Annotated in this window: 20 protein-coding genes, 1 tRNA gene and 1 pseudogene; 17 read left to right on the top strand and 5 right to left on the bottom strand. The window is 69.4% G+C overall.

The window, feature by feature from the left end:
* Nucleotides 1-7: 7 nt before the first annotated feature.
* From OG905_RS07420 to OG905_RS07370, 11 genes are all read left to right on the top strand, one after another.
* Nucleotides 8-1,012: a sugar phosphate isomerase/epimerase family protein gene (locus OG905_RS07420; RefSeq protein WP_328666872.1), complete on the top strand. Its 1,005-nt coding sequence runs from the start codon at nt 8-10 to the stop codon at nt 1,010-1,012.
* A 282-nt stretch (nt 1,013-1,294) separates the two neighbouring features.
* Nucleotides 1,295-4,978 (top strand): ThuA domain-containing protein, encoded by a 3,684-nt coding sequence (locus OG905_RS07415; RefSeq protein WP_328666871.1) that lies wholly within the window; start codon nt 1,295-1,297, stop codon nt 4,976-4,978.
* An 85-nt stretch (nt 4,979-5,063) separates the two neighbouring features.
* A complete protein-coding gene (locus OG905_RS07410; RefSeq protein WP_328666870.1) occupies nt 5,064-6,191 on the top strand; it encodes an inositol-3-phosphate synthase in 1,128 nt (375 codons plus the stop codon).
* On the top strand, nt 6,188-7,270 hold the full coding sequence (locus tag OG905_RS07405) for an SCO3242 family prenyltransferase (RefSeq protein WP_328666869.1): 1,083 nt from the start codon (nt 6,188-6,190) through the stop codon (nt 7,268-7,270). The genes OG905_RS07410 and OG905_RS07405 overlap by 4 nt, the downstream gene beginning before the upstream one ends.
* Nucleotides 7,267-8,139: a sugar phosphate isomerase/epimerase family protein gene (locus tag OG905_RS07400; RefSeq protein ID WP_328666868.1), complete on the top strand. Its 873-nt coding sequence runs from the start codon at nt 7,267-7,269 to the stop codon at nt 8,137-8,139. Before OG905_RS07405 ends, OG905_RS07400 begins: the two co-directional genes overlap by 4 nt.
* Nucleotides 8,136-8,801: an EboA domain-containing protein gene (locus tag OG905_RS07395; protein WP_328666867.1), complete on the top strand. Its 666-nt coding sequence runs from the start codon at nt 8,136-8,138 to the stop codon at nt 8,799-8,801. The genes OG905_RS07400 and OG905_RS07395 overlap by 4 nt, the downstream gene beginning before the upstream one ends.
* Nucleotides 8,801-9,649, top strand: a complete 849-nt coding sequence (locus OG905_RS07390; RefSeq protein WP_328666866.1) for a TatD family hydrolase — start codon at nt 8,801-8,803, stop codon at nt 9,647-9,649. The genes OG905_RS07395 and OG905_RS07390 overlap by 1 nt, the downstream gene beginning before the upstream one ends.
* A gap of 12 nt (nt 9,650-9,661) precedes the next feature.
* Nucleotides 9,662-10,831 (top strand): metabolite traffic protein EboE, encoded by a 1,170-nt coding sequence (eboE, locus tag OG905_RS07385; protein WP_328666865.1) that lies wholly within the window; start codon nt 9,662-9,664, stop codon nt 10,829-10,831.
* A complete protein-coding gene (locus OG905_RS07380) occupies nt 10,828-12,222 on the top strand; it encodes a nucleotide pyrophosphatase/phosphodiesterase family protein (RefSeq protein WP_328666864.1) in 1,395 nt (464 codons plus the stop codon). The genes eboE and OG905_RS07380 overlap by 4 nt, the downstream gene beginning before the upstream one ends.
* A gap of 47 nt (nt 12,223-12,269) precedes the next feature.
* Nucleotides 12,270-13,316: a sugar phosphate isomerase/epimerase family protein gene (locus OG905_RS07375; protein WP_328666863.1), complete on the top strand. Its 1,047-nt coding sequence runs from the start codon at nt 12,270-12,272 to the stop codon at nt 13,314-13,316.
* 147 nt (nt 13,317-13,463) lie between these two features.
* Nucleotides 13,464-13,760, top strand: coding sequence for an antibiotic biosynthesis monooxygenase family protein (locus OG905_RS07370; protein WP_328666862.1), 297 nt, complete (start codon nt 13,464-13,466; stop codon nt 13,758-13,760).
* 35 nt (nt 13,761-13,795) lie between these two features.
* On the opposite strand, the gene OG905_RS07365 is transcribed toward OG905_RS07370, so the two are convergent.
* Nucleotides 13,796-15,877 (bottom strand): SpoIIE family protein phosphatase, encoded by a 2,082-nt coding sequence (locus OG905_RS07365; protein WP_328666860.1) that lies wholly within the window; start codon nt 15,875-15,877, stop codon nt 13,796-13,798.
* Between the two features lie 77 nt (nt 15,878-15,954).
* On the opposite strand from OG905_RS07365, the pseudogene OG905_RS07360 reads away from it, so the two are divergent.
* Both OG905_RS07360 and OG905_RS07355 read left to right on the top strand, forming a co-directional pair.
* A pseudogene (locus OG905_RS07360) lies at nt 15,955-16,415 on the top strand (succinate--CoA ligase subunit alpha); the annotation flags it as partial.
* A 185-nt stretch (nt 16,416-16,600) separates the two neighbouring features.
* Entirely contained in the window at nt 16,601-18,160 is a 1,560-nt protein-coding gene (locus tag OG905_RS07355; RefSeq protein ID WP_328666859.1) for an aldehyde dehydrogenase family protein, read from the top strand.
* Nucleotides 18,161-18,172: 12 nt separating this feature from the next.
* On the opposite strand, the gene OG905_RS07350 is transcribed toward OG905_RS07355, so the two are convergent.
* Both OG905_RS07350 and OG905_RS07345 read right to left on the bottom strand, forming a co-directional pair.
* Nucleotides 18,173-19,477: a DUF2254 domain-containing protein gene (locus OG905_RS07350; protein WP_328666857.1), complete on the bottom strand. Its 1,305-nt coding sequence runs from the start codon at nt 19,475-19,477 to the stop codon at nt 18,173-18,175.
* Between the two features lie 292 nt (nt 19,478-19,769).
* The gene (locus OG905_RS07345) at nt 19,770-21,698 is read right to left on the bottom strand and encodes a hypothetical protein (protein WP_328666854.1); all 1,929 of its coding nucleotides are present in this window, start codon (nt 21,696-21,698) and stop codon (nt 19,770-19,772) included.
* Between the two features lie 314 nt (nt 21,699-22,012).
* Between OG905_RS07345 and OG905_RS07340 the strand changes: the two genes are divergently transcribed.
* The 4 genes from OG905_RS07340 (at nt 22,013) to OG905_RS07325 (ending at nt 24,015) form a co-directional block, all read left to right on the top strand.
* Entirely contained in the window at nt 22,013-22,585 is a 573-nt protein-coding gene (locus tag OG905_RS07340) for a hypothetical protein (protein ID WP_328666852.1), read from the top strand.
* 73 nt (nt 22,586-22,658) lie between these two features.
* On the top strand, nt 22,659-22,970 hold the full coding sequence (locus tag OG905_RS07335) for a hypothetical protein (RefSeq protein WP_328666850.1): 312 nt from the start codon (nt 22,659-22,661) through the stop codon (nt 22,968-22,970).
* Between the two features lie 580 nt (nt 22,971-23,550).
* Nucleotides 23,551-23,697 carry a nuclear transport factor 2 family protein gene (locus tag OG905_RS07330; protein ID WP_328666849.1) on the top strand — a complete coding sequence of 49 codons (147 nt, stop codon included), beginning with the start codon at nt 23,551-23,553 and terminating at the stop codon, nt 23,695-23,697.
* Between the two features lie 230 nt (nt 23,698-23,927).
* Nucleotides 23,928-24,015, top strand: a tRNA-Leu gene (locus OG905_RS07325).
* Nucleotides 24,016-24,216: 201 nt separating this feature from the next.
* Here OG905_RS07325 and OG905_RS07320 read toward each other — a convergent pair.
* Both OG905_RS07320 and OG905_RS07315 read right to left on the bottom strand, forming a co-directional pair.
* Nucleotides 24,217-24,570 carry a DUF805 domain-containing protein gene (locus tag OG905_RS07320; protein ID WP_328666847.1) on the bottom strand — a complete coding sequence of 118 codons (354 nt, stop codon included), beginning with the start codon at nt 24,568-24,570 and terminating at the stop codon, nt 24,217-24,219.
* Nucleotides 24,571-24,723: 153 nt separating this feature from the next.
* Nucleotides 24,724-26,553, bottom strand: a complete 1,830-nt coding sequence (locus tag OG905_RS07315; protein ID WP_328666844.1) for an AMP-dependent synthetase/ligase — start codon at nt 26,551-26,553, stop codon at nt 24,724-24,726.
* Between the last annotated feature and the right edge of the window lie 185 nt (nt 26,554-26,738).

The raw sequence follows: 26,738 nt of genomic DNA, 5'->3' as shown, positions 1-26,738 counted from the left end.
GGTCCGCATGCCCCGCCCGTTCACGCTCTTCACCGGCCAGTGGGCCGATCTGCCGCTGGAGGAGGTCTGCCGGCTCGCCCGCGACTTCGGCTACGACGGCCTCGAACTCGCCTGCTGGGGCGACCACTTCGAGGTCGACAAGGCGCTCGCCGACCCCTCGTATCTCGACGGGCGCCACGCGCTTCTGGAGAAGTACGGCCTCGCCTGCTGTGCGATCTCCAACCACCTGGTCGGTCAGGCGGTCTGCGACAGCATCATCGACGAGCGCCACCAGGCCATCCTGCCGGCCCGTATCTGGGGCGACGGCGAGGCCGAAGGCGTACGGCGGCGGGCGGCGGCCGAGATCAAGGACACCGCACGTGCCGCGGCCGCGTTCGGGGTGCGTACCGTCATCGGTTTCACCGGCTCCTCGATCTGGCATCTGGTGGCGATGTTCCCGCCGGTGCCCGAGCGGATGATCGAGCGAGGGTACGAGGACTTCGCCGAGCGCTGGAACCCGATCCTGGACGTCTTCGACGCGGAGGGCGTCCGTTTCGCGCACGAGGTGCACCCCAGCGAGATCGCGTACGACTACTGGACCACCCAGCGGGCTCTGGAGGCCGTCGGCAACCGGCCCGCCTTCGGGCTCAACTTCGATCCGAGCCACTTCGTCTGGCAGGATCTGGACCCGGTGGGATTTCTGTATGACTTCCGGGACCGGATCTACCACGTCGACTGCAAGGAGGCGCGCAAGCGTCTCGACGGCCGCAACGGCAGGCTCGGCTCCCATCTGCCGTGGGGAGACCCGCGGCGCGGCTGGGACTTCGTCTCGGCCGGGCACGGTGACGTCCCCTGGGAGGACGTCTTCCGGATGCTCCGCTCGATCGGATACGACGGTCCGATCTCGGTGGAGTGGGAAGACGCCGGAATGGACCGCCTGGCGGGTGCTCCACAAGCGCTTGCTGACCTCAAGCGCTTCGATTTCGACCCGCCCACCGCGTCCTTCGATGCGGCATTCGGAGGCAACGACTAACGCTGCAAGGCACATTGCCGCAGCTCCACGCCCGGCGGCGGATCCGCCGCCGGGCCGGTCCCGGCTGCTCGGGTTCGTCTTTGTCCTTCAGTAGGAAGAAGTTGAACTTCCCTACTGCACAAGGGCTTTCCGTCCCGGACGAACCCGACTACCGTCCATGAGGTGTACAGGACAAAGGTGGTCCCGGTGTGACGGCGCACTCCGGTTCCACGGACAGGCCCGCCCCGCGACCGAGGGCAGGGCACAGCCAGCCCGTTCGACCGGCTATCCCGGAGGACATTCGTGCACAGGAAAAGGCACAGAGCCCGCAAGGCACTCGCACTCCTCACCGGCGGCCTTCTCGCCGCCGGCTCGCTCGCCCTCACCGCGCCGCAGGCCGCACCCGCCGCCGACGCCGCCCCGGCCGCCGAGGAATTCCAGCAGGTCACCCTCGCCAAGGGCGGTGAGGAGACCGGCGAACCCATGTCGCTGGCGGTCCTGCCCGACCGCAGCGTGCTGCACACCTCACGCAACGGCGAGCTGAGGATGACCGACAGCGCGGGCAACACCCGCGTCGTCGGCACCGTCCCCGTCTACTCGCACGACGAGGAAGGCCTCCAAGGCATCGGTCTCGACCCCAAGTTCGGCGAGAACCGCTTCGTCTACCTCTACTACGCGCCCCCGCTGAGCACCCCCGCGGGCGATGCCCCCAATGAGGGCACCGCCGAGGACTTCGCGAAGTTCGACGGCGTCAACCGGCTCTCGCGCTTCGTCCTCAAGGCGGACGGAACCCTCGACAACGCCAGCGAGAAGAAGATCATCGACATTCCCGCGACCCGTGGCATCTGCTGCCATGTCGGCGGCGACATCGACTTCGACGCGCAGGGCAACCTCTATCTGTCGACCGGCGACGACTCCAACCCCTTCGCCTCCGACGGATTCACCCCGATCGACGAACGCCCGGGACGCAACCCCGCATACGACGCTCGCCGCACCTCGGGAAACACCAACGATCTGCGCGGCAAGATCCTGCGGATCAAGGTCAACGACGACGCGAGCTACTCCATCCCCGACGGCAACCTCTTCGCGCCCGGCACGGCCAAGACCCGGCCCGAGATCTACGCCATGGGCTTCCGCAACCCCTTCCGGTTCAGCGTCGACAAGAAGACCGGCATCGTCTACGTCGGCGACTACGGCCCCGACGCGGGCGCGGCCGACCCCAAGCGCGGCCCCGGTGGCCAGGTCGAGTTCGCCCGGATCACCAAGCCCGGCAACTTCGGCTGGCCCTTCTGCACCGGCAAGAACGACCCGTACGTCGACTACGACTTCGCGACCAAGACATCCGGAGCCACCTTCGACTGCGCGGCCCCCAAGAACGAGTCGCCGTACAACACCGGCCTGGTCGACCTGCCGCCCGCGCAGCCGGCCTGGATCCCCTACGACGGCGGTTCCGTCCCGGAGTTCGACACCGGCTCCGAGTCCCCGATGGGCGGGCAGGTCTACCGCTACGACGCGGCATCCCCGTCCCCGGTCAAGTTCCCCGAGGCGTACGACGGAGACTTCTTCGCCGGTGAGTTCGGCCGCCGCTGGATCAAGCGGATCGAGCAGGGCGAGGACGGCGCGGTCCAGTCCATCAACCCGGTCCCGTGGACCGGCACCCAGATCATGGACATGGCCTTCGGTCCCGATGGTGCGCTGTACGTACTCGACTACGGCACCGCCTGGTTCGGCGGCGACGAGAACTCCGGCCTCTACCGCATCGAGAACGCGACCGGCGGACGCTCCCCGGTCGCCGAGGCGGCCGCCACCAAGACCTCCGGCCAGGCACCGCTGCGGGTCGGCTTCTCCTCGGCCGGCACCTCGGACGCCGACGGCGACGCGCTCACCTACGCCTGGGACTTCGGCGACGGCGGCACCTCCACCGAGGCCAACCCCACGTACACGTACAAGAAGAACGGCACCTACACCGCGACCGTCACCGCCAAGGACCCCAGCGGCCGCACCGGCTCCGCAAGCGTCCATGTCGTGGTCGGCAACACCGCACCCAAGGTGACCCTGCAACTCCCCGTCGAAGGCCAGCTGTTCAGCTTCGGCGACGAGATCCCCTTCAAGGTCGCGGTCACCGACCCCGAGGACGGGACCATCGACTGCGCCAAGGTCAAGGTGACGTACGTCCTCGGCCATGACAGCCACGGCCACCCCGTCACCTCGGCCCACGGCTGCACCGGCACCATCAAGACCTCCGCCGACGGCGGACATGACCCCAACGCCAATATCTTCGGGGTCTTCGACGCCGAGTACACCGACGGCGGTGGCGGCGGCCAGGCCGCGCTCACCAGCCACGACCAGGCGCAGCTCCAGCCCCGCCACCGGCAGGCCGAGCACTTCACCACCTCCTCGGGCATCAAGCTCTACGACAAGGCCACTGCCCACGGCGGCAAGACGGTCGGCGACATCGACAACGGCGACTGGATCGCCTTCAAGCCGTACAACCTGACCGGCTCCACCAAGCTCACCGCCCGGATCTCCTCGGGCGGAGCGGGCGGCTTCCTGGAGGTGCGCACCGGGTCGGCGAGCGGTCCGCTTCTCGGTTCCGTATCCGTGCCGGTCACCGGCAGCTGGGAGACCTTCCAGGACGTCGACGTTCCGCTGCGGGCCGTACCGAGGAGGACCACCGAACTGTTCCTGGTGTTCAAGGGCGGACAGGGAGCGCTGTACGACGTGGACGACTTCGAGCTCTCCAACACGCCCGTCGACCGGACCGCCAAACGTGTCCTGGTCTTCTCCAAGACCGCCGGCTTCCGTCACGATTCCATCCCGACGGGCATCGCGGCCCTCAGGGACCTCGGCGCGAGCAGCAACATCACGGTCGACGCCACCGACGAGGCGGCCCAGTTCACCACCAGCAACCTCGCCCGCTACGACGCCGTGGTGTTCCTGTCCACCACGGGGGATGTCCTGGGCGCCGACCAGCAGAAGGCGTTCGAGAACTATGTCGCCGCAGGCGGCGGCTACATGGGCGTGGACGCCGCGGCCGACACCGAGTACGACTGGGCCTTCTACGGCGGGCTCGTCGGCGCGTACTTCCAGTCGCACCCGCAGATCCAGCCCGCGACCGTGCGGGTCGAGGACCACACCCATCCCTCGACCAGCCATCTCGACGACGCCTGGGAGCGCACCGACGAGTGGTACAACTACCGCACCAACCCCCGTGCACAGGCACGGATCCTCGCCACCCTCGACGAAACCACCTACCAGGGCGGCACCATGAAGGGCGACCACCCGATCGCCTGGTGCCAGACCTACGAGGGCGGCCGTGCCTTCTACACCGGAGGCGGCCACACCAAGGAGTCGTACGCCGAACCGGCCTTCCGACAGCACCTGCTCGGCGGACTGCGCTACGCCGCGGGGCAGGTCACGGCCGACTGCAGGCCGAAGACCGGACATCGGCCGATCTTCAACGGCAGGACCCTGGACGGCTGGAAGCAGGCGGGGCCCGGAAAGTTCAATGTCGTCGACGGTGAACTGCGCACCGAGGGCGGCATGGGCATGCTCTGGTACCAGGCCAAGGAGCTGAAGTCCTACTCGCTCAAGCTCGACTGGAAGCTGGACGGCGACGACAATTCCGGAGTCTTCGTGGGCTTCCCGGCCTCCGACGACCCCTGGTCGGCAGTGAACAACGGCTACGAGGTGCAGATCGACGCGACAGATGCACCCGACCGCACGACAGGCGCCGTCTACGGCTTCAAGTCGGCCGACCTCGCGGCCCGCGACCGTGTCCTGCGGCCGCCCGGCCAGTGGAACAGCTACGAGATCCGCGTGCAGGGGGAGCGGCTGCAGGTCTTCCTCAACGGCGTGAAGATCAACGACTTCACCAACACCGACCCGGCGCGCAGCCTCAAGGACGGCTATATCGGCCTCCAGAATCATGGCGCCGACGATCAGGTGTCCTTCCGCGGCATCCAACTCAGGGAGCTGCCCTCATAGGCGTCCCCCGAGACGACGGCGGGCGGGGAGGCGCCGTACCCCCCGCCCGCCGTCCCCACCACACCGAGAGGCAGGGAGGCAGCCCGTGACGAACGGGAATGACCGCAAGACACGCAGCGGAGTCTGGTTCGTGGGAGCGCGTGGTTCCGTGGCCACCACGGCCGTCGCGGGGTGCGCGGCGATCGCCGCCGGACTGCATCCTCCGAACGGCATGGTCACGGAAACCGGGCCGTTCGCCGGATCGGGGCTGCCTCCCCTGTCGTCGCTGGTCTTCGGCGGCCACGACATCGCGCACTGTCCCCTGCCCAAGCGGGCCGAGGCGCTTGCGGCCGGGGGAGTGCTGCCGTACGGGCTTGCCGCTGCCGTACGAGGTGAACTGGCCGCCGCGGACGCGGAGATACGTCCCGGTGGGCCGCAGTGCGGCGACGCGCGGACCGACGAGGAACTGATCGCCGGCTTCGCCTCGGACATGGGCGACTTCCGGGACCGGCACAGGCTCGCCCGCGTTGTCGTCGTCAACGTCTCCTCCACCGAGCCGGTGCCCGAGCCTGGCGCCGTACGTCAGCCGCCCAGCTCGCTCTACGCGGCCGCGGCCCTGCGGGCAGGGTGCCCGTTCGTCAACTTCACCCCCTCCACCGGGCTGCGCACCGCGGCCCTCACCCACGCCGCCGCGGCACGTGGACTTCCCCACGCGGGCCGTGACGGCAAGACGGGCCAGACGCTGCTCCGTTCCGTGCTCGCCCCGATGTTCGTGCAGCGCGCCCTGACGGTACGGGCGTGGTCGGGCACCAACCTGCTGGGCGGCGGGGACGGAGCGGCGCTGGCCGACCCGGGCGCGGCGGCCGCGAAGAACGCGGGCAAGGAGCGGGTGCTCAACGACACCCTCGGCATCGTTCCCGAGGGCGAGGTCCATATCGACGACGTCCCGGCGCTCGGTGAGTGGAAGACGGCCTGGGATCACATCGCGTTCGAGGGTTTCCTCGGCTCGCGGATGATCCTCCAGACGATCTGGCAGGGCTGCGACTCCGCGCTCGCGGCCCCCTTGGTTCTGGATCTGGCGCGGCTGGTGGCGCGGGCGCATGAGGTGGGCCTGGCGGGCCCACTGCCTGAGCTGGGCTTCTACTTCAAGGATCCGGACGGCGGTCCGGCGGCGCTGGGGGACCAGTTCGAGGCGCTGCTTTCCTTTGCCGATCGGCTGCGGGAGGCGCGATGACCTGGCGGGCCTGGGCGGAACTGCTGCGGGTGTCGGCGCTGTTCACGGTGCCGGGGGACGCGCTGGCGGGAGCGGCGGCGGTGGGCGTGCGACCGAATGGCCGGACTCTGCTGGCCGTCGGCAGCTCGCTGTGTCTGTACGAGGCGGGGATGGCGCTGAACGACTGGGCAGACCGGGAGGTGGACGCGGTGGAGCGCCCGCATCGGCCGATTCCGTCGGGGCGCCTCAGCGCCGGGGCTGCGCTGGGGGCGGCGGGTGCGCTGACGGGCGCGGGCCTGGTGCTGGCTTCCCGCGCGGGCCGCCCGGCGCTGGCGGTGGCGTCGGCGTTGTCGGCGACGGTCTGGTCGTACGACCTCTACTTCAAACGGACGGCGGGCGGCCCGGCGGCGATGGCGGCGGCGCGGGGGTTGGATCTGGTGCTGGGCGCGGTGGCAACAGGCGGTACGCCGGGGGACCGGCGCTCGGTGCTTGCCTCCGCTGCCGTGCTGGGCGCCCACACATATGCGGTGACATCGGTGTCACGTCATGAGGCGCAGGGCGGATCAACTGCGGTGCCGCTTGCGGCGCTAGCGGCAACCGTCGGGCTGGGCGCCCTCGTGACGAGAGGCGCGCGGGGTGGCGGGGTTGGCGCCGTACCGGAGGTACCGGACCCCGCGCCGCGAAGCGTGCGGGGGCGGGGGCGGGGGCTGCCCCCTCTGTCCCTCCCGCCCCGGGGGTCTGGGGGCTCGCCCCCCACGCGGCGGAGCCGCACATCGACACAGCCCGGAAGGGGCGGGGCAGGGGAGAGGACCCACCCGTCACCGCGACCGCCCGCACCCCCGGTCCCGCTCACCCCGGCCCGCCTCGCCACCACCGCGCTCGCCGCCGCCTACATCCGTACCGCCGCCAAGCCCCTCCTCCACGCCGCCCTCAACCCCTCCCCGCCCCTCACCCAACGGGCCGTCGGCGGTGGCATCCGAGCCATGATCCCGCTCCAGGCGACGCTCGCCGCCCGCACCGGCGCCGGTGCCTCGGCCCTCGCGGTGATGGGACTGGTCCCGCTCGCCCGCAAGCTCGCACGGAAGGTCAGCGTCACATGAGCCCCGCCGCCCCCATCCACCTCGGCTACGGAACCAACGGCCTCACCGATCTCCGCCTCGGCGACGCCCTCGCCCTCCTCGCGGACCTCGGCTACGACGGCGTCGGTCTCACCCTCGACCACATGCACCTGGACCCGCTCGCCCCGAACCTGGCCGCCCGCACCAGCCAAGTGGCCGGCAAATTAGGCCAGTTAGGACTGGGTGTCACCGTCGAGACCGGCGCCCGCTACGTCCTCGACCCCCGCCGCAAACACGGCCCCTCCCTCCTCGACCCGGACCCCGACGGCCGCGCGGCCCGCGCCGCGCTGCTCACCACCGCCGTGCAGGTCGCCGCCGACCTCGGCGCCCACGCCGTGCACTGCTTCAGCGGCATCACCCCCGCGGACACCACGCCCGACACGGCCTGGAAGCGGCTCGAAGAGTCGCTGACTCCCGTCCTGGAGGCGGCCGCCGACGCCGGCGTCCCCCTCGCCGTCGAGCCCGAACCCGGACACCTCCTGGCCACCCTCGCCGACTTCCACCACCTCCGCCGGATCCTCGGCGACCCCGAACTCCTCGGTCTCACCCTCGACATCGGCCACTGCCAGTGCCTGGAACCGGCCCCGCCCGCCGACTGCGTACGCGACGCCGCCCCCTGGCTGCGCCATGTCCAGATCGAGGACATGCGCCGCGGCGTCCATGAACACCTCCCCTTCGGGGACGGGGAGATCGACTTCCCGCCCGTACTCGAAGCCCTCGCCGCCACCGGCTACCAGGGCCTCACCGTCGTCGAACTGCCCCGCCACTCCCACGCGGGACCCGAACTCGCCCGCGCCTCGATCGAATTCCTCCGCTCGCAGGCCCCACTGAAGGGAGCACCGACGTCGTGACGCCGACCCACAAGGAACTCGACGACCAGCTCCCCGACGACGCCCGCGCCTGGCTCGACGAAGCACTTGCCGAGGCCGCCGAGGCCGCCCGCCCCGCCGCCGAGACGCCTCCGCGCGAGCCGTCCCCGGGCGAGATGCCTCCGGCCGAGCCGCCCCCGTACGCCGTACCCCTCTGGGAGCTCCGCTTCGCCTCAGCCGGCCGGGCCTGTGGCCAGCACTACGCCGACTCCGTACGCACCCTGCTCCTCGTCGAGGCCCGCGCCGGCAGCGCCACGCTCACCCGCCTCTACCAGCAGGGCACCGCCGCCGAACGTCGTGCCGTGCTCCTCGCCCTGCACCACCTCCTCGAAGGGCCCGTCGCTCTGCCGCTCGTCGAGGACGCGTTGCGTACCAACGACACGCGGCTGGTCGCCGCCGCCGTGGGGCCGTACGCCGCCGAGCACCTCGACCCGCACGCCTGGCGGCACGCCGTCCTCAAGTGCCTGTTCACCGGTGTGCCCGTCGATGCCGTCGCCGACTTGGACAGCCGGGCCGCCGGCGACGACGAGCTGGCCAGGATGCTCGCCGACTACGCCGCCGAGCGCACCGCCGCCGGCCGCGCCGTGCCCCCCGACCTCAATCGCGTGCTGACCCTGACCGGCGAGCCGTCCGAGGAGTTCTGATGCGTATCTTCGACCCCCATATCCATATGACCTCCCGTACCACCGACGACTATCAGGCGATGTACGACGCGGGTGTGCGGGCGGTGGTCGAACCGTCCTTCTGGCTGGGCCAGCCCCGCACCTCGCCCGCCAGCTTCTTCGACTACTTCGACGCCCTGCTCGGCTGGGAGCCCTTCCGCGCATCCCAGTACGGCATCGCCCACCACTGCACGCTCGCCCTCAACCCCAAGGAAGCGAACGACCCCCGCTGCACCCCCGTCCTCGATGCCCTGCCCCGCTATCTCGTCAAGGACTCCGTCGTCGCCGTCGGCGAGATCGGCTACGACTCCATGACCCCCGCCGAGGACACCGCGCTGGCCGCCCAGCTCCAGCTCGCCGCCGACCACGGCCTGCCCGCCCTCGTCCACACCCCGCACCGCGACAAGCTCGTGGGCCTCCACCGCACGGTCGACGTCATCCGCGAATCCGCGCTGCCCACGGACCGCGTGCTGCTCGACCACCTCAATGAGACGACCGTAAAGCACGCCACTGACAGTGGCTGCTGGCTGGGCTTCTCCATCTACCCCGACACCAAGATGGACGAGGACCGGATGGTCGCGATCCTCAAGGCGTACGGAACCGAGAAGGTGCTGGTCAACTCGGCCGCCGACTGGGGCAAGAGCGACCCGCTCAAGACCCGCAAGGTCGGCGACGCGATGCTCGCCGCAGGCTTCACCGAGGACGACGTGGATCAGGTCCTGTGGCGCAACCCCGTCGCCTTCTACGGCCTCAGCGGCCGCCTCCAGCTCGACATCCCCGAACCGGATTCCCTCCACGAGGGCAACTCCATCCTCCGCGGCGGGGAATGAGGAGGCCGACGCATGCGCTTCCGTCACCCCGACGGCCCCACCGTCCACCTCTCTTACTGCACCAACGTCCACCCCGCGGAGACCCTCGACGGGGTCATCGCCCAACTGCGCGACCACTGCGAGCCGGTACGCAAACGCCTTGGCCGCGATCGCCTCGGGATCGGTTTGTGGCTCGCCAAGGATGCGGCCCACGCCCTGGTCAGCGATCCGGCGGCGCTGCGGGGACTGCGCGCCGAGCTCGACCGCCGCGGCCTGGAGGTCGTCACCCTCAACGGCTTTCCCTATGAAGGGTTCGGCGCCGAGGAGGTCAAGTACCGGGTCTACAAGCCGGACTGGGCCGATGCCGAACGGCTCGCCCACACCAGCGACCTGGCCCGCCTCCTCGCCTCCCTCCTTCCCGACGATGTCACCGAGGGCAGCATCTCCACCCTGCCGCTGGCCTGGCGTACCCGCTTCGGCGACACGGCGGCCGAAGCCGCGCACACCGCATTGGTCACCCTCGCCGAGCGCCTGGACGCTCTGGAGGAGCTGACCGGAAAGTCGATACGCATCGGACTGGAGCCGGAGCCCGGCTGCATCGTCGAGACCACCGGGGACGCGATACGTCCCCTGGCCGCGATCGCGTCCCGCCGCATCGGCATCTGCATCGACACCTGCCATCTCGCAACCTCCTTCGAAGATCCACAGACTGCCCTGGCCGCACTCACCGCGGCGGGCATCACCATCCCCAAGGCGCAGCTGTCCGCCGCACTCCATGCCGAAGAACCCCACCTCCCCGAAGTACGGGCGGCGTTGGCCGCCTTCGCCGAGCCGCGTTTCCTGCATCAGACCCGCACCCGCACCGCCGCAGGCCTGCGCGGCACGGACGACCTGGACGAAGCCCTCGCGGGCCGGACGCTGCCCGAGGCCGCCCCCTGGCGCGCCCACTTCCATGTCCCCCTGCATGCCCGGCCCGCTCCTCCGCTCACCTCCACCCTCCCGGTGCTCCGGGACACACTGACCCGACTGGTCGGCGGCCCGGTCCCGCTGACCCGCCACCTCGAGGTCGAGACCTACACCTGGCAGGCGCTTCCGCCCGAGCTGCGCCCGCGTAACCGCACCCAGCTCGCCGACGGCATCGCCGCCGAACTCGCCCTTGCCCGTGACCTGTTGACCGACCTCGGACTCAAGGAGCTGCCGTGACCGACGCCGAACATCCCGCGCCCACCCCCCTTCTGGTCCTGGACGTCGTCGGTCTCACCCCCCAGCTGCTGACCCACATGCCCCACCTCCAAGCCCTCGCACACAAGGGATCGAGCGCCCCCCTCTCCACCGTGCTGCCCGCCGTCACCTGCGCCGCCCAGTCCACCTTCCTCACCGGCGCACTGCCGGCCGAACACGGCATCGTCGGCAACGGCTGGTACTTCCGCGAGCTCGGCGAGGTGCTGCTGTGGCGCCAGCACAACGGCCTGGTCGGCGGCGACAAGCTCTGGGACGCCGCACGCCGCACCCACCCCGGCTACACCGTCGCCAACATCTGCTGGTGGTACGCCATGGGCGCCGACACCGACATCACCGTCACCCCCCGCCCCGTCTACTACGCCGACGGCCGCAAAGAACCCGACTGCTACACCCGGCCCCCGGCCCTCCACGACGAACTCACCGACACACTCGGCACCTTCCCCCTCTTCCACTTCTGGGGACCGGGCGCCGACCTGGTCTCCAGCCAGTGGATCATCGACGCCACCCGGCACATCATGCGCACCCGCCACCCCGACCTGACCCTGTGCTATCTCCCCCACCTCGACTACGACCTGCAGCGCTTCGGACCGAACGACCCCCGCTCCCACCAGGCCGCCACCGACCTCGATGCCGCCCTCGCCCCGCTCCTCGCCGACGCCAGGCAGGAGGGCCGCACAGTGGTCGCGCTGTCCGAGTACGGCATCACCCCCGTCAGCCGCCCCGTCGACATCAACCGCGCCCTGCGCCTCGCGGGCCTGCTCGAGGTCCACACCCAGGACGGCATGGAATACCTCGACCCGATGACCTCCCGCGCCTTCGCCGTGGCCGATCACCAGCTCGCCCACATCTACGTCCGCCGCCCCGAAGACCTCGACGCCACCCGCCAAGCCCTCGCGGACCTGCCCGGCATCGAGCAACTTCTCGACGACGAGGGCAAGAAGACCCACGGCCTGGACCATCCCCGCTCCGGCGAACTCGTCGCCGTCGCCGAGCCGGATGCGTGGTTCACGTACTACTACTGGCTCGACGACGCTCTGGCACCCGACTTCGCACAGCTCGTCGAGATCCACCGCAAACCCGGCTACGACCCGGCCGAGCTGTTCATGGACCCGCTCGACCCCTACGTACGCGTCAAGGCGGCGAAGGCGATCGCCCGCAAGAAGCTCGGCATGCGCTACCGCCTCGCGGTTGTGCCCCTGGACCCCTCACCTATTCGCGGCAGCCATGGCCGCCTCCCCACGAGCGACGAGGAAGGTCCGCTCATTGTGTGCTCCACCCCCCGCGCTGTGACCGGCCGCGTGAAAGCGACCGAAGTGAAGTCCCTGCTGCTTCACCTCGCTGGATTCCACTGAAGCAGACGCCACTGACAACCAGGCTCGGACATCGAGGAGTTATCCACATGAGCCGCTCCACCACGAACAGCGACCCCGAACTCGCCCACAGGCTGAGCAGACGCGGCATGCTCGGCGTTGCCGCCGGTGCGACCGCCGCAGCCCTCATCGGCGCCGCCGCGGGCCCGGCCGCCGCTGCCCCGACGACGACAACCGCCGCCCCCGGCCGAGGCCGCCCCGTTCTTCCCCCCGGCCGCCTCGGCACCCAGCTCTACTCACTCCGCGACAAGGTCTCCACGCTCGGCTTCGCACCGGTCTTTGCCGAGCTGGAGCGCTACGGCTACGACGAGATCGAGTTCGCCGGGTACACCCAGGGCTCTGCGGGCCCCATCACGCTCGCCCAGTTGAAGCAACTCGCCCGTGACCACGGCCTGAACCCCATCGGCAGCCACGTCGGCTACTACTCAAGCGACCCGAACGCCTACACCTTCGCGCAGAACCTGACCAAGGTCCTCGACGACGCCCAGGCCCTCGGCCTCAAGCACATAGGCACCGCCTCGGGCCCCTTCCGCTACGGCGCCACCGTCGACGCCTGGAAGCGGGCCGCCGAGGAGTTCAACACCTACGGAGCCGCGGCCCGCGCCCGCGGCATGAAGTTCTACCAGCACAACCACGCGGAGGAGTTCTCCTTCGCCGCCGACCAGCCGAACGTCCGCCTCTACGACGTTCTGCTCGCCGAGACCGACCCCGAGCTGGTCCATCTGGAGATGGACATCTACTGGGCCTATGTGGGCCAGTTCCGCTTCAGCAAGCGCGTCGACGGCACGCCCGCGCCCTTCGACCCCCTGCGCTATGTGCTGAAGCAGCCCCACCGCTACCCGCTCTTCCATGTCAAGGACGGCGTCCACGACGAGGCCGCCCGCGACGGCTACCGGATGGTGGACGTCGGCGACGGCGACATCGACTACAAGCGCTTCATCTCCTCGGTGAACAAGACCCAGGGCGGCTACCGCGGGCACCACTGGCAGACCGAACACGACAACCCCGTCGAGTCGTTCGCGTTCGCCCGTAAGTCCAGCGAGCACCTCCACTCGCTCTGTGAGAAGGACTGCTAGAGCGCCGAGCACCAGGGACCGTGGCCGGACTTCGAACAGCCGCCAGTCCCCCTCCGGCATGACGGGAAGCTTCCGGCGTGCTGTGCTTGGTCTGCGGAAGCCGAGACCTCGCCGTCCGTCTCAGGTGGGTGTGAAATGTACGTCTTGATGTACGAGTACGACGTCGATGCGACTCGGCGTTCGGAATTTGAGCGAGTTTACGGCTCTGCCGGCGACTGGGCGGATTTGTTCAGAAAATCGCCCGGTTACGTGGGGACTGATCTGTTTCGTCGCGTCGATGAGACCGGGGATCGATATCTCGTTGTCGACCGGTGGAGCAGTGAGCAGGCCTTTCTCGCCTTCAAGGCGTCATTCGGTGAACAGTACGAGCGCTTCAGCAATCAGGTACGTGGGTTGTATCGCGCTGAGGTGCGGCTGGGGGCTCTCGAGACAGGGCATTCCTGAGGAGGCACCCTTGTCTCGCCGGCGGGCCCCTGCCGTCAGGTGTCCGGAAGGCTCGTGCCGATACGGGCGATGAGCAGGGCGATGTCGTCGTCGGCGGCGGCCGGGGCGAGATGGGTGATCAGCGAGTCGCACAGGTGGTCCAGTGGCTGTCCGGGCTGGTCGAGGAGGCGGGTCAGTTCGTCCAGCCGCTCGTCGATGTCGCGTTTGCGGGCTTCGACCAGGCCGTCGGTGTAGAGAACCAGGAGGCTTCCGGGCTGCGCGGTGATCTCGGTAGTGGTGAACTCTGTGCCGCCGACCCCCAAAGGGGCGCCGGGTGGGACGTCCAGCAGGCGGACGGTGCCGTCGGGCTCTACGAGGGCCGGTGGCGGGTGTCCGGCCCGGGTGATGCTGAAGTGCCCGGTGGCCGGGTCGCAGACGGCATACAGGAACGTGGCGAGCATCGGCTCGGAGAGGTCGGCCAGGACGGATTCCAGCTGCCGCAACACGTCGATGGGGGAAAGATCAAGGCGACCCAGGGCTCGTACGGTGGAAGACAGTCGTCCCATCACCGCAGCGGCGGCGATGCCATGGCCCATCACGTCCCCGATCAGCAGTGCGGCCTTGCCGTCGGGGAGGGGCAGGACGTCGTACCAGTCGCCACCGACCTCGTTGACGTCGCTGGCAGGCAGGTAGCGGTGGGCCACCTCGATGCCGGGCGGCGAGGTGATGTGCTGCGGCAGCATGCTGCGCTGGAGGACCACTGCGGTCTCGTGCTCGCGGTGGTAGAGGCGCGCGTTGTCGACGTTGATCGCCGCCAGGGCGCACAGCTCGTCGGCGAGCGTGATGTCGTCGGGCAGGAAGGGGCCAATGGGGCGGCTGCGGTAGAACGTCGCCACGCCCAGCACCACGCCCCGTGCGACGAGCGGCGCCATCATGAAGGAGTGCACGCCGATCCGGAGCAGCTGTGCGGGCTTGGCGGAGTGGCGGGCTGCGGGGGCGATGGCCCGTTCGTCGAAATGGGCTATCAGAAACGGTTGCCGGCCGGCGAGCGCCTGCGTGTAGGGGGCGGTCGCGGGGAAGGTCAGAGTTCTCCCGAGCGGAGCGAGTATGTCGGCGACCTGTGAGCCGGTCAGCGGTGCCTTGCCCAGGCGCCTCAGGGCGACGCCGCCTGTCAGCCCCATGCCGAGCTCGTCGCTGCCGGCGAGGGAGTCCAGGACATCGACGGTGACGGCGTCCGCGAGGCGGGGGACGGCGAGCTCGGCAAGTTCCTGCGCGGTGCGCTCCAGCTCCAGGCTGGTGCCGATGCGGAGGCTGGCCTCATTGAGCAGGGCGAGCCTGCGGCGGCTCGCTTCGGCTTCTGCGTGATCCCGCTGCTGTTCGGTGATGTCGAGGATCGAGGCGATCACACCGACGGGCTGGCCGGCCGGGTCTTCCACGCGGACGTACGAGCAGGACCACACGCGGTCATGGTGCGGGTCGGCCGGAGTACGGCCGGTGCGGCGCCGGTCCAGAACCGGCTCACCCGTGTCCAGGACCTGGCGCATCGGTTCCTCCATCTCGCCCGCGCCCACCGCCGGGAGCACCTCCATCAGGCGCCGCCCCACGTGAGCGGACTCCGGAAGACCGTTCATGGCCTCAAGCGCTGAATTCACCTGAAGGAAGCGCAACTGCGTGTCGAAGACGGCGATACCGACCGGCGAGCGGGCAAACAGCCCCTCCCACACCGCCGACGACCCACGGATGCGGCGCACCCCATGCGCATCGGCGGCGAAGACCAGCACCGTGGAGGCGCCGCGCTGCCGGCCGGGCACCGGGCACGCCCAGATCTCCAGTTCCAGCGGGTGCCCGTCACGGTGCCAGGCCGTCACCGTGCCCATCACACCCCGGCCGGTGGCCGCGGTCTCCCACAACGAGCGCCCCAGACTACGGTCGGCCCCCGGGTGGAGGAGGTCCGCGATGTGCCGTCCCACCACCTGCGGCGGCTCGTAGCCGAGCAGCTCCTGCGCGGCACGGTTCCAGCGCACGATCGTCCCGTCGGCACCGGTGGCCAACAATGCCACCGGCAGCTCCCCCAGCCACCCCCCGGCGTCCCGGGCGGCCCCGCTGATCAGCTCCTCGATCGGCATCTGCTCGTTCATCACCGGCACCCGCACGGCCCTTGCCCAAACCCGTCCCCTCCATAGGAGCACACGATCATGTACCGGGCACCATATGGGGGGCCCACGTATGTGACGCGGTGATCTTCCAGGCCCACGCCGCGCAGCGCGGCACACGGGTCATCGGCCCCAACTGGCCGGGTCTGATCTGCCCCGGCCAGTCCAACGCCGGCATCATCCCCGCCGACACCACCGCGAAGGCCGCATCGGACTCGTCCTCAGGTCCGGCACGCTCACCTGTCAACTCATGCACGAGCTGCGGAACATAGGTTTCTCGTCCACCGTCGGCATCGGCGGCGACCCGGTCGTCGGCACCACGCACATCGACGGTCTCGCCGCCGTCGAACAGGATCACGACACCGAACTCATCGTGCTCATCGGGGAGATCGGAGCTGACGCCGACGAGTGTGCAGCGGCGTACGCCAAGAAGGAGGCCCTCAAGGCGGCAGGAGAACGCGTCGGAGCGACCCCCACCGAGACCTCGCGACTGGTCATCGACCGCCTCGCGCAGTCCCGCTGACGTCCTACTGACAGGGCCACGCGGTCGCGTTGACGTCCCGCTGACGTCGTGACGCGGCCGCGTTGACGCAGTCCCGCACTCCGTGGTCCCGTTGGCGTCACCGCCCAATGACGCCGAGTGCGTGCCACACACTCATGGCCCACCGTCCGGCCCCTCCCGCCCCCTTTCGAGCGGAGACCACCTTCATGGCACCCACCCTCACCGCAGCATCCACCCTCATCCTCAAGCCCGGAACGGCCTGGTCCGACGCCTGGCAGCGCGCTCTCGCCGTCGCCCCCGAGGCCTTCCGGGACGAGCGCGTGCTCAACCTCTGGTCCGCGCAGTGGCAGGCCGACGGCAGCGCCCTGTCCGCCACCAGCCCCGTCGACGGCAGCCCCATCGCGGGCCCGCCGCGCCTGGACGCCGAGACCGCCCAGCAGGCGGTACGCGCCTCGCTCGACCAGCACCGCGCCTGGCGGCACGTCCCCCTCGAAGAGCGCCGGGCCCGCGTCGGTGCCGCGCTCGACGCACTCACCGAACACCGCGAGCTGCTGGCCCTGTTGCTGGTCTGGGAGATCGGCAAGCCGTGGCGCCTCGCCCAGGCCGACGTCGACCGTGCCATCGACGGAGTGCGCTGGTACGTCGACGGCATCGAGCCGATGCTTCAGGGCCGCACCCCGCTGCCCGGCCCGGTCTCCAACATCGCCAGCTGGAACTACCCGATGTCCGTGCTGGTCCACGCCATGCTGGTGCAGGCACTGGCGGGCAACGCGGTCATCGCCAAGACCCCGACCGACGGCGGCGTCGCCTGCCTCACCCTGGCCTCCGCGCTCGCCGCCCGCGAGGGCATCCCGATCACCCTGGTCAGCGGCAGCGGCGGCCAGCTCTCCGAAGCGCTGGTCCGCTCCCCGGAGATCGGCTGCGTCTCCTTCGTCGGCGGCCGCGACACCGGGGCCCGTATCGCCACCGCGGTCGCCGACCTCGGCAAGCGGCACATCCTGGAGCAGGAGGGCCTGAACACCTGGGGCCTGTGGAACTTCAGCGACTGGGACTCACTCACCGCCGTCATCCCCAAGCTCTTCGACTACGGCAAGCAGCGGTGCACCGCATACCCGCGATTCGTCGTCCAGCGCGAGCTGTTCGCCGACTTCCTGGCGGCCTACCTGCCCGCCGTACGCTCCATTCGTACAGGACACCCCCTGGCCGTAGAGAAAGCCACCGACCCGCTGCCGAACCTCGACTTCGGCCCGCTGATCAACGCGGCGAAGGCCAAGGAACTGGGCGACCAGGTCGCCGAGGCGGTCGACCGCGGGGCTGTGCCGCTGCACCGGGGCACGCTGTCCGAGGGCCCTTTCCTGTCCGGCCAGGACACCTCGGCGTACCTACCGCCGGTGACGCTCCTGGGCCCGCCGCCGTCCTCACCCCTGCACCACGCGGAGCCGTTCGGCCCGGTCGACACGATCGTCCTGGTCGACACGGAGGCCGAACTGCTCGCGGCGATGAACGCCTCCAACGGCGCGCTCGTGGCGACCCTGTCGACGGACGACCCGGAGACGTACGAGCGCCTGGCGCCGCAGATCCGGGCCTTCAAGGTCGGCCAGGGCAAGCCCCGCTCGCGCGGCGACCGCGACGAACTCTTCGGCGGCTTCGGGGCGTCGTGGCGCGGTGCCTTCGTCGGCGGCGAACTGCTCGTGCGGGCCGTGACCGACGGCCCGGCGGGGGAGCGGCTGCCGGGCAACTTCCCCGACTACCACTTGATGCCGTAGTGCCGTGATGCCTCAGCCGATCCCCTGGCGGTCGGGCAGGAGCGCGAACTCCCGCTCGGCCACCTGGGGCACGGCCCGCTCGACTGCCTCAACCAGCAGCGCACGATGCCGGATCAACGGCTCCCTCCGCTCCTCGGGCACGATCAGCTGCAGGTCGTCGATTCCGGCCAGCAACCGCCGGCTGACCTGCGGATTGCCCGCGGCATGCAGCCGTACCTCGACGAGAGCGAGATCCACGAGATCCCTCCACCCGGGCAGGTCCTGCACCAGCCGCACCTCGCCCTTGCTGTCCCGGTGGTGCACCGCCCCCAGGGGTTTCCTCGCCACCACCGTCAGGAACTGCACGATCCGGTCCAGACACTGCACCGCGGTCGTCGGATCGTTCACGGCGGCGGACAGGGCCCGCAGCGCGATGTCCGACAACTGCCGCAGCCCGAACCCGAGATCCTGATGAGAGGTCCGCTCGACCCCCACGGACACGGTGTAACCCAACGCCCGCCGCGAGAGCTCCGCCGTCCCGTGCACGGCCAGCATCGGCGTTCCCGGCACGACGAAGTCCCCGATCCGAGGGATCAGCCGCAGCACGACCCCCTGCCGCCTCGCGATCCGTACGAGCCGCGCGACATTCACATCCCGCAGTACCCCGGCCCGCCCGCTGTACGGAACCCACGCACTCTCCGCCGCGAGCGGCGCCGGTTCCCGCTCCCCGCCCGGCTGTCTCACCACCGCGTGCATGGCCTCCCGGGCGATGTGGTCGACGACGGGACCGACCTGCATCAGCCGCAGCATCGACGTCACAAAGGCGATGAAGAGCAGCAGGCTCAGCCCGACCATCATCATGGTCAGCACCGACTGCACGAACGGCACCGAGGTGACCTTGTGCGGATCCGCCTGGCTCTCGAACGACGCCAGCACCAGGAGCGAGAGCACGAAGGTCGCCAGGAACACCGTGAACGTGGCCTTGGTGATCCGGCTCCGTACGAAGATCCGCACCACGCGGGGGGTGAGCTGCCCGCTCGCCATCTGGACAGCCACCAGCGAGATGCTGAAGACGACACCGATGAAGGTCATCATCGCCGAGCTGATCGTGGCGACGATGGTCTTGGCATCGTCGGCGAATGCGATGAGGTTCTCGACGGCCTCGTACTCCTGCTGGTCCTGCAGAGAGGAGACAATCCATGTGTCCAGCTCCGCGGCCGCCCCCCACAGCACGACGACGAGGACCAGCCCGGCGGTCGGCGCGAACCAGAAGGTGTCCCGCAGATGCTCGCGCAGGGGCGATAGGACGTGGGGTCGTGGATAGCTGCGATCACTCACGCAGCCGACGGTAGCGTCACGGTGCGAAGGTGTACCGATACACGCTGTACGGCTGCGCGGCGTGGGCACGAGCTTGTGGCCGGCAAGCTCTGAGTGGACCGGTCAGCAGCATTTGACCAGCCGTTGCCGGTGCCCCCTGCGGACCGCAGGGGGCACCGGCAACGGGGAGGGCGTCCGAGCGATCGCCCGGCGTGTGCGCGCCGGCGCAGCGCCCGCTCATGCGGAGAGCCGTGCCCGCGTGGCACACCGGCGCACGCCGATGCGCCGCGGACTCGGTCTTTCGCTGGACGGTTCAGCCGTCTTCGGCGTCGGCCGCACGCATAAGCGATTGGACCGTGCCGTCCTCAGTGAATCGGAATCGGAGTGTCCATTCGCAAAACCAGCGGGTCAGTTCGTCGGGGTGCTCGCTCATCGAGTTGAGCAGTTCCTCGCACAGATCCATCCTTCCCTTCTGGCCCTTCTGGCGGTTTTGGGCAGTGAACGTCAGGAGGTAGACCAGGGCCCTGGCCACGGGGAAGAAACGCTGGTCGTGCTTGGTGAGCTCGCCCGTCGCGAGCTCCCTGAGTATGGGAGTGATGCCGTCGCGCACGGTCTTGAGGTTGCTTCGGTCAAGTACACCGAAGCTGGCTCCGAAGCAGTCACCGATGGCGAAGAGCACGGCGTGCATCTCGGTGATCTGCGCGCCGGTGGGGTCGGCCATCAGTTTTTGATGCGCGTCCTTGCACGCTTCGATCAGGGTCTTCGCCACCGCGTGGTCCCGGCGCTGGAGATAGCCGATCGCGAACAGGGCGCGGACCCGGAGCCAGGATTCGTTCTTCTCGTGCTTCAGTACGTGGGCGAGACCCGCGATGACCGCCTCGGTCCAGCCGCCGACCAGGAGCGTGTCCGTGGCCTGCCGGCGCTGCACGCCGGCGTTCTGTAGCAGCATGTGCATGAACAAGACTTTGGTCGGCTGCAGGATGCGGGCGGGAATCTCTCTGGCGTCCAGGGAGTCCGCCGCATCCTGCACCACCTGGAACCAGGGATCTTTCTGCAGGTCGGGCTCCGGCCACGTGTTGCAGACCGGGGTCTTCTCGTCGAGGACGTACTCCAGGGTGGCTGCCACCCAGCGGATCCCCGCTGCGGCGTCCGGTCGGGCGTCGGGAAGCCGGAACTGGGCGACGAGATCACGGAGTTCGGCCTCGACCTCCCGGACACGCTCTCTTTGCACCTCGTCCTCGAGGTGCTCGGGGTTGTTCGTCAAGGTGCGCTGCCACAGCCCCAGCGCCGCGGTGCCGCGTTCTCTCAGCGTGGCCGAGTCGTCCTGCGCCCGCTCGAGCAGGAGCGTGTGGACCCAGTCGCCGTCCGGGCCGTCAGGGTGCGACCACAGGCCGGGGATGGCGATGGCGAGTTCGAGGTCCAGCGAGCGTCCCGGATAGATGCTCGTCTGCCGCAGCTCTTCGGCACGGTGCAGGAGGGTGGTGATCCACCCTTTGAGGTGGGTGTGGGAGGCGGGGTTCTCCGCGCACAGGTGGACCAGCTTGGTGAGCGCCCGCCAGAGTCGAAAGCCCAGGGGTAAGTCCCGCAGCAGGTCGCCGATCAGGACGCCCAGGTCGCGGTCCCAGGCGCACTTGGTCAGGCTCCCGAGGAGGACCAGGGCGTCGATGTTGCGGGAGGTCGGAGGAGCGCCGCCGATCAGCGCCAGGCGTCGGACGAGGGGCTGGATCTTGGTGTGCTTGTACTTTTCCCGCAGTTGCGTCGGCGCGCGGCGGCCCACCTGGCAGATCGGCAGGAATAAGGACAGCAGGGCGGAGGCGTGAACCAGCACCGCGAACTCGGTGTCCGCGGTGTCCTGCAGCATCTCCCAGGTCCAGTTGGCCGGGAGGTGCGCGACCAGGCTGTCCTCCTTGGTCAGACCGCGCAGCCGGATACCGAGCGAGTTCAGTCCGCCCAGTGACTCGGCGTCGAGAGGCGCCTGCCCCACGATGGAACTGTCGAGGCTGCGCAGCCACTCGCCTTCGCGGGTGCCCCGCTCACCCGTCGGCTTACTGCGCGCACCGAGGTCGCGGATGCTCCGGGACAGTTTCGCGGAGGCGCTGTCGGCCCCGAGAGCCACCTCTGTCTGGGATATCCCATACACATCGTCCAGCCGGGCCAACTGGGCAGCCAGCGCGTACCGGATCAGCTGACCGGCGTCGTCGATGTCAGTGATGACCGGGCGTATTCGGTCTTCGCCTGGCACGGCTGTATTTTGCGGGTCTTTTCGGCTTTGTCCCGGGGTCATGGGGTGAAGTAAACAGCGCCGTTGCCGGTCGGCAACGGCGCTTTGGCGAAGTGTGCCCATCCCGTTACGCAATGACATCGACACCGTCTTGACCTGCGCGAACGCATTTCAAAGACGCTTCTACGGCGCTTGTTTGAGGCCGCCGGCGAGTCGATCCTGGACAAGCAAGAGGCCCCAGGACCCGTCAGGGTCCGGGGGCCGATCTCGAAGAAGGGGGCCCGGGGGGATCTGCAGTCACCCCGGTCCCCGGCATAGCAGCCCAAGGAGCGATTATGCCGGACATCTCCACTCCCGAAGGTAGCCCACGACGCCGGTGGGCGCTAGGCATCCCCGGGATCCGCAGCAGCGGTTCCAACGACCGTCTTCAGTTCACCGGCGGTCAGCCGGAGTGGTTCACCACGGGCTTCGGTCTGGGCTACATCGGCGTCGCGCACGCCGTCCAGGCCAAGTGCGGCCTCAACGGCACGCTCGTCAGCCTCGCCCTGTACTCGGTGTGCGTGGTGTTCGCCGGGATCACCGGCCGCTTCGTACGCCGTCTGACGGACCGGCTGCTCCAGCGCGGAGCGAAGGCCGACCGCATCCCCCGGATCTTCGGTGCGGTCATCGTGCTGGGCGGCATGTGCGTGGGCGCACTGCCGGGAACCACCGCCGTGCCCGCGGCAGCTCCGCACTGGACCGCTCAGCTGCTGCCGGTCGCCACCGGGGCGCTGCTGGTCGTACTGGCCATCGTCGGCGAAGCACTCGTCTGCTGGTTCCCCGCCGACCAGCCGGCGCCGACCGTTCCCACAGCGCCCGTGCCCGCCCGGCGGACGCGTTGGTTCAGGCTGCGCCCCGACGCGGCCTGAACCATCCACCCGGCCCCGCGCGTTCGGCAGCGAACGCGTGGGGCCCGAGCCCTTCCCCTCCAAGGAGAACCGGATGACCACAGTGCCCCTCCTCCCCGGAACCCTCGAGCAGCACCCCGACGGCACCTACCTGTGCCTCAAGTGCGACCAGTGCCGCGAGTGGCACTGCGCTCCGGTCGCCGCCGACATGAAGCCGGGGATGGTGACCCACCTCATCGCCCGGTGCACCACAGCCGGCAGCCGGTACCGCGCAACCGGCTACAACGTGAAGATCACCCGCAAGCGCACCCGGCGATCCCGCAGCTGCGCACGCGGTCGCTTCTGGTGGAGCCTGCGGCCCACCCGCACACCGCACACCGCGAAGTACGCCGCAACCACGCCATAAGCGGCCCGCCACACGCACCGCGGGGCCCGGCCGACGAAGCCGGGCCCTTTCGTCTGTCCGGCAGCAGTTGGCTCCCAAGAGAGAGCGACCATGCGCAGCGTCACGCCGAGACCTGGGGCCCGCCGGACGCCGACGGAGGCACGGGAGCCGCAACGCGCGGCCGCGGTGCCGGGGCCTGTTGAGCGGCGGTCCGAGTCGCGGTCGGTGCACAGTCCTCCGCCCTACCGCCAGGACGCCATCCTGCGGGGACCCACGCCATCTGAACATCGAGTTCGACGGCCTTCGCGCCTGGGTTCTGTCTGAGCCGATCGACGGGAGCATGATGAAGGCATGAGCGACCGCGACGACTTCCTGGCGTGGGTCGGGACCTCCCTGTACGAGGCGGAGCTGGCGCTGCACAACGGCAACGCCGCACCCCGGCGGGGGCTCTGGTCGCGCAACGAGCCCGTCAGCGTCCTGGGGGCGTGGCGCAACGCCAATGGCCAGCGGGAGCTCGAAAAGCTCTTTGCGGCCCTAGGGAAGAGCTTCTCCGACTGCACGTCATTCGTACGAACTACAGGCGTACGACATTGTGGGCGACATGGCTTATACGGCCGGCCTCGAGCACATCTCCGCCTGCGTTGACGGACAGCCGCGCAGGTACACGTTGCGGGCCACCCAGGTGTACCGCCGTGAGGACGGCGAGTGGAGGGTGGCCCATCGCCATGGTGACACCGTGACCGAGTGAATAGGACTGCGCACCCTGGAGCGACCCCTGGTCGCTACGGTCCTGAGCATGGGCTGACTCTCACGGAGAGTGTTCAAGTCGATGCCGATCGTGCAGACGATGTGGTGGAGCGTGCCACAAGCGCTCGGCCAGCCCCTCCACACCCCACTGACCACGGGATATACAGGTGAGGGGCACTTCAAACCCCTGGTATTGTTGTCCATGCCGCCGCGGGAGACCGCGGTCACCTTGTCCGGGTGGCGGAATGGCAGACGCGCTAGCTTGAGGTGCTAGTGCCCTTTATCGGGCGTGGGGGTTCAAGTCCCCCCTCGGACACCAGCACCAGCTACTTGTGAGCGCCGGTCGGGATCAGTCCCGACCGGCGCTTTTGCGTTGTGCGTGGCGACGGCGCCGTGGGGCGCACCGTCCAGTGCGGCGCACAACGACGATTGCCCGTCAGCCGGGGCTGACGGGCAATCGAGCGGACGGTGAGGCCGCCGGCCGGCAGGGAGCGGTCCCGCCGGCCGGGGCGTATCAGCGTCAGAAAGCCGCGACGGCCTTCGGGTCCGGGCCGTGCGCGTTCTCGTGCCGCTTGCCCTCGGTCGCCAGGAAGACGATCAGGATGATGAAGCCCACCAGCGGGATCAGCGCGATGAGGATCCACCAGCCCGACCGGTCCGTGTCGTGCAGTCGGCGGATCGTGACGCCGAGGGCCGGAAGGAGCACGCCGACCGCGTAGATCAGCTGGAGGAAGCTCGTGCCGAGCACCTTGTCGAGGACCGCCAGCACGGCGCTGATGATGATGTTGAAAAGAGCGAACATCCAGTATTCCTGCCGACGCGCACGCCCGCTGAATACCGCATACTTCTTGAGTACGTCGACGTACCAGTTCACTGTGTCCCCCCAAAGGACCGCGATGGGGCCTGTCCTCTTGGAGCAAGCCGGTGCGCAGAAAGTAGTGGCTTGAAGTGAGCGGGTCAAACCGTTACCTGTGACGCATGATCAGCAGCGTGAGCGGCGGCTCCTGCGGTGCCGGTGAGCCAACCCTCAGCGCATGTACAGCGCCTCGATGTCCGCCGCGTACGCCCCCGTGATCGCCCGTCTCTTGAGCTTCAGCGTCGGCGTCATCAGGCCGTCGTCCTGACTGAACTCGTTCGGCAGGATCCGGAACGCCCGGATGGACTCCGCCCTCGAGACCCGGGTGTTCGCCCGCGAGATCGCCCGCTGGATCTGGGCCCGGAGCTCCTCGTCGTCCGTCATCGCCGAGACGCCCGCCGGCTGCTTGCCCTTGAGGCTCTGCCAGTGCGCCAGCGCCTCCGGGTCCACCGTGATCAGAGCCGCGACGTAAGGCTGGTCGTCGCCCACGACCAGGCACTGCGAGATCAGCGGGTGGTGGCGCAGCTGTTCCTCCAAGGGGAGTGGGGCCACGCACTTGCCGCCGCTGGTGATGATGATGTCCTTCTTGCGGCCCGTGATGACGAGGTAGCCCCCGTCGTCGAGATGGCCCATGTCGCCGGTGGCGAACCAGCCGTCGCGCAGGACCGCCTCGGTGGCCTTGGGGTTGTTGAGGTATCCGGCGAAGACCGTGTCGCCGCGGACCCATACCTCGCCGTCCTCCGCGATGTGGACCGATGCGCCGGGGATCGGGCGGCCCACCGTGCCGAAGCGGACCGCTCCCGGGGGCTGGGCAGTGATCCCGCCCGAGGTTTCGGTGAGGCCGTAGCCGTCGTAGACCGTGATGCCCGTGCCCGCGAAGAAGAGCCCCAGTTCCCTGCGGAGCGTGGAGCCGCCGGAGACCGCGTTGCGGACCTGGCCGCCCAGTATGGCGCGCAGTTTGCTGTACATCAGGCGGTCGTACACGGAGTGCAGGACCTTCAGCGACGGGCTCGGGCCGTGGCCCGAGCCGATGGCGTGGCGTTCCGCGGCTTCGGCGTAGCGCACCGCGACGGCGGCGGCCTTGTCGAAGAGGCTGACGTGGCCCGCGTCCTCGGCGGCGCGGCGGGCCTTGTGGAAGATCTTCTCGAAGATGTAGGGGACGGCGAACAGGAACGTGGGCCGGAAAGTGGTCAGAGCCGGGAGCAGCGTCTCGGGTGTCAGATCGGGCTGGTGGCCGAGACGGATGCCGCCGCGCAGACAGCAGACGACGACCATCAGCCCGTAAATGTGCGCGACGGGAAGGAAGTTGAGGATCGACGGCTGTACGCCCGGCTCGGCGATGATCCCGCCCCAGCCTCCCAGCAGGATGTCGCACTCCGCGGCCAGATTGGCGTGCGTGATGAGGCAGCCCTTGGGGGTGGCGGTGGTGCCGGAGGTGTAGCTGATCGCGGCGACCTGGTCGGACATCACGGCGGCGCGGTGACGGTGGATCAATTCGTCGTCCACGTCGATGCCCTGGTCGATCAGGGACTCGACACAGCCCAGGTCCATCTGCCAGATCGCGAACAGCGGCGTCTCGGTGTCAGTGGCCGCCGCCACGGTCATCGCATGGTTCTCATGCTCGACCACGATGGCCCGGACCTGGGCGTCGTACAGGATCCAGCGCACCTGCTCGATGGACGACGTGGGGTAGACGGGAACGATCTCGACGCCGACGGACCACAGGGCGTAGGCCAGAACCGTCCACTCGTACCGGGTACGGGACATGAGCGCGACCCGGTCGCCGAAGCGGATGCCGTTGGCCAGGAGTCCTTTGGCCACGGCCATCACGTCGTCGCGGAACTGCTGCGCGCTAACCGGTTCCCAGGCTTCAGGCAGGATGCCGGTCAGTCGGGAGAGCTGCACCAGGGAGGGGTCGCGCTCGGCGGTCTCGTACACCGAGTCGGCGAGGCCGCCTGACCGAAGCGGTTCGGTACGGAGGGGAGGACCGTTTCCTCGCATATCACCCCTTCCTTCCCCGTGTTGGGGCGCCGCGCTACGCAACATAGGGAGCGAAAGGTACATGCAGGGAGCAGTTGCTGCCTAGCTTTCGGACACATCGGAATCAGGCGGCACCACGTGCCGCGCCAATGGAGCTGTGTTGTGTGCAGGGACTCACGGGGAACCGCGGCTGCCGGCAGGGCTGA

Source organism: Streptomyces sp. NBC_00322, from assembly GCF_036147535.1.
Taxonomy (GTDB): Bacteria; Actinomycetota; Actinomycetes; order Streptomycetales; family Streptomycetaceae; genus Streptomyces.
Note: the sequence above shows the minus strand (reverse complement) of the source record. Positions and strands in the feature narration are given on the sequence as shown.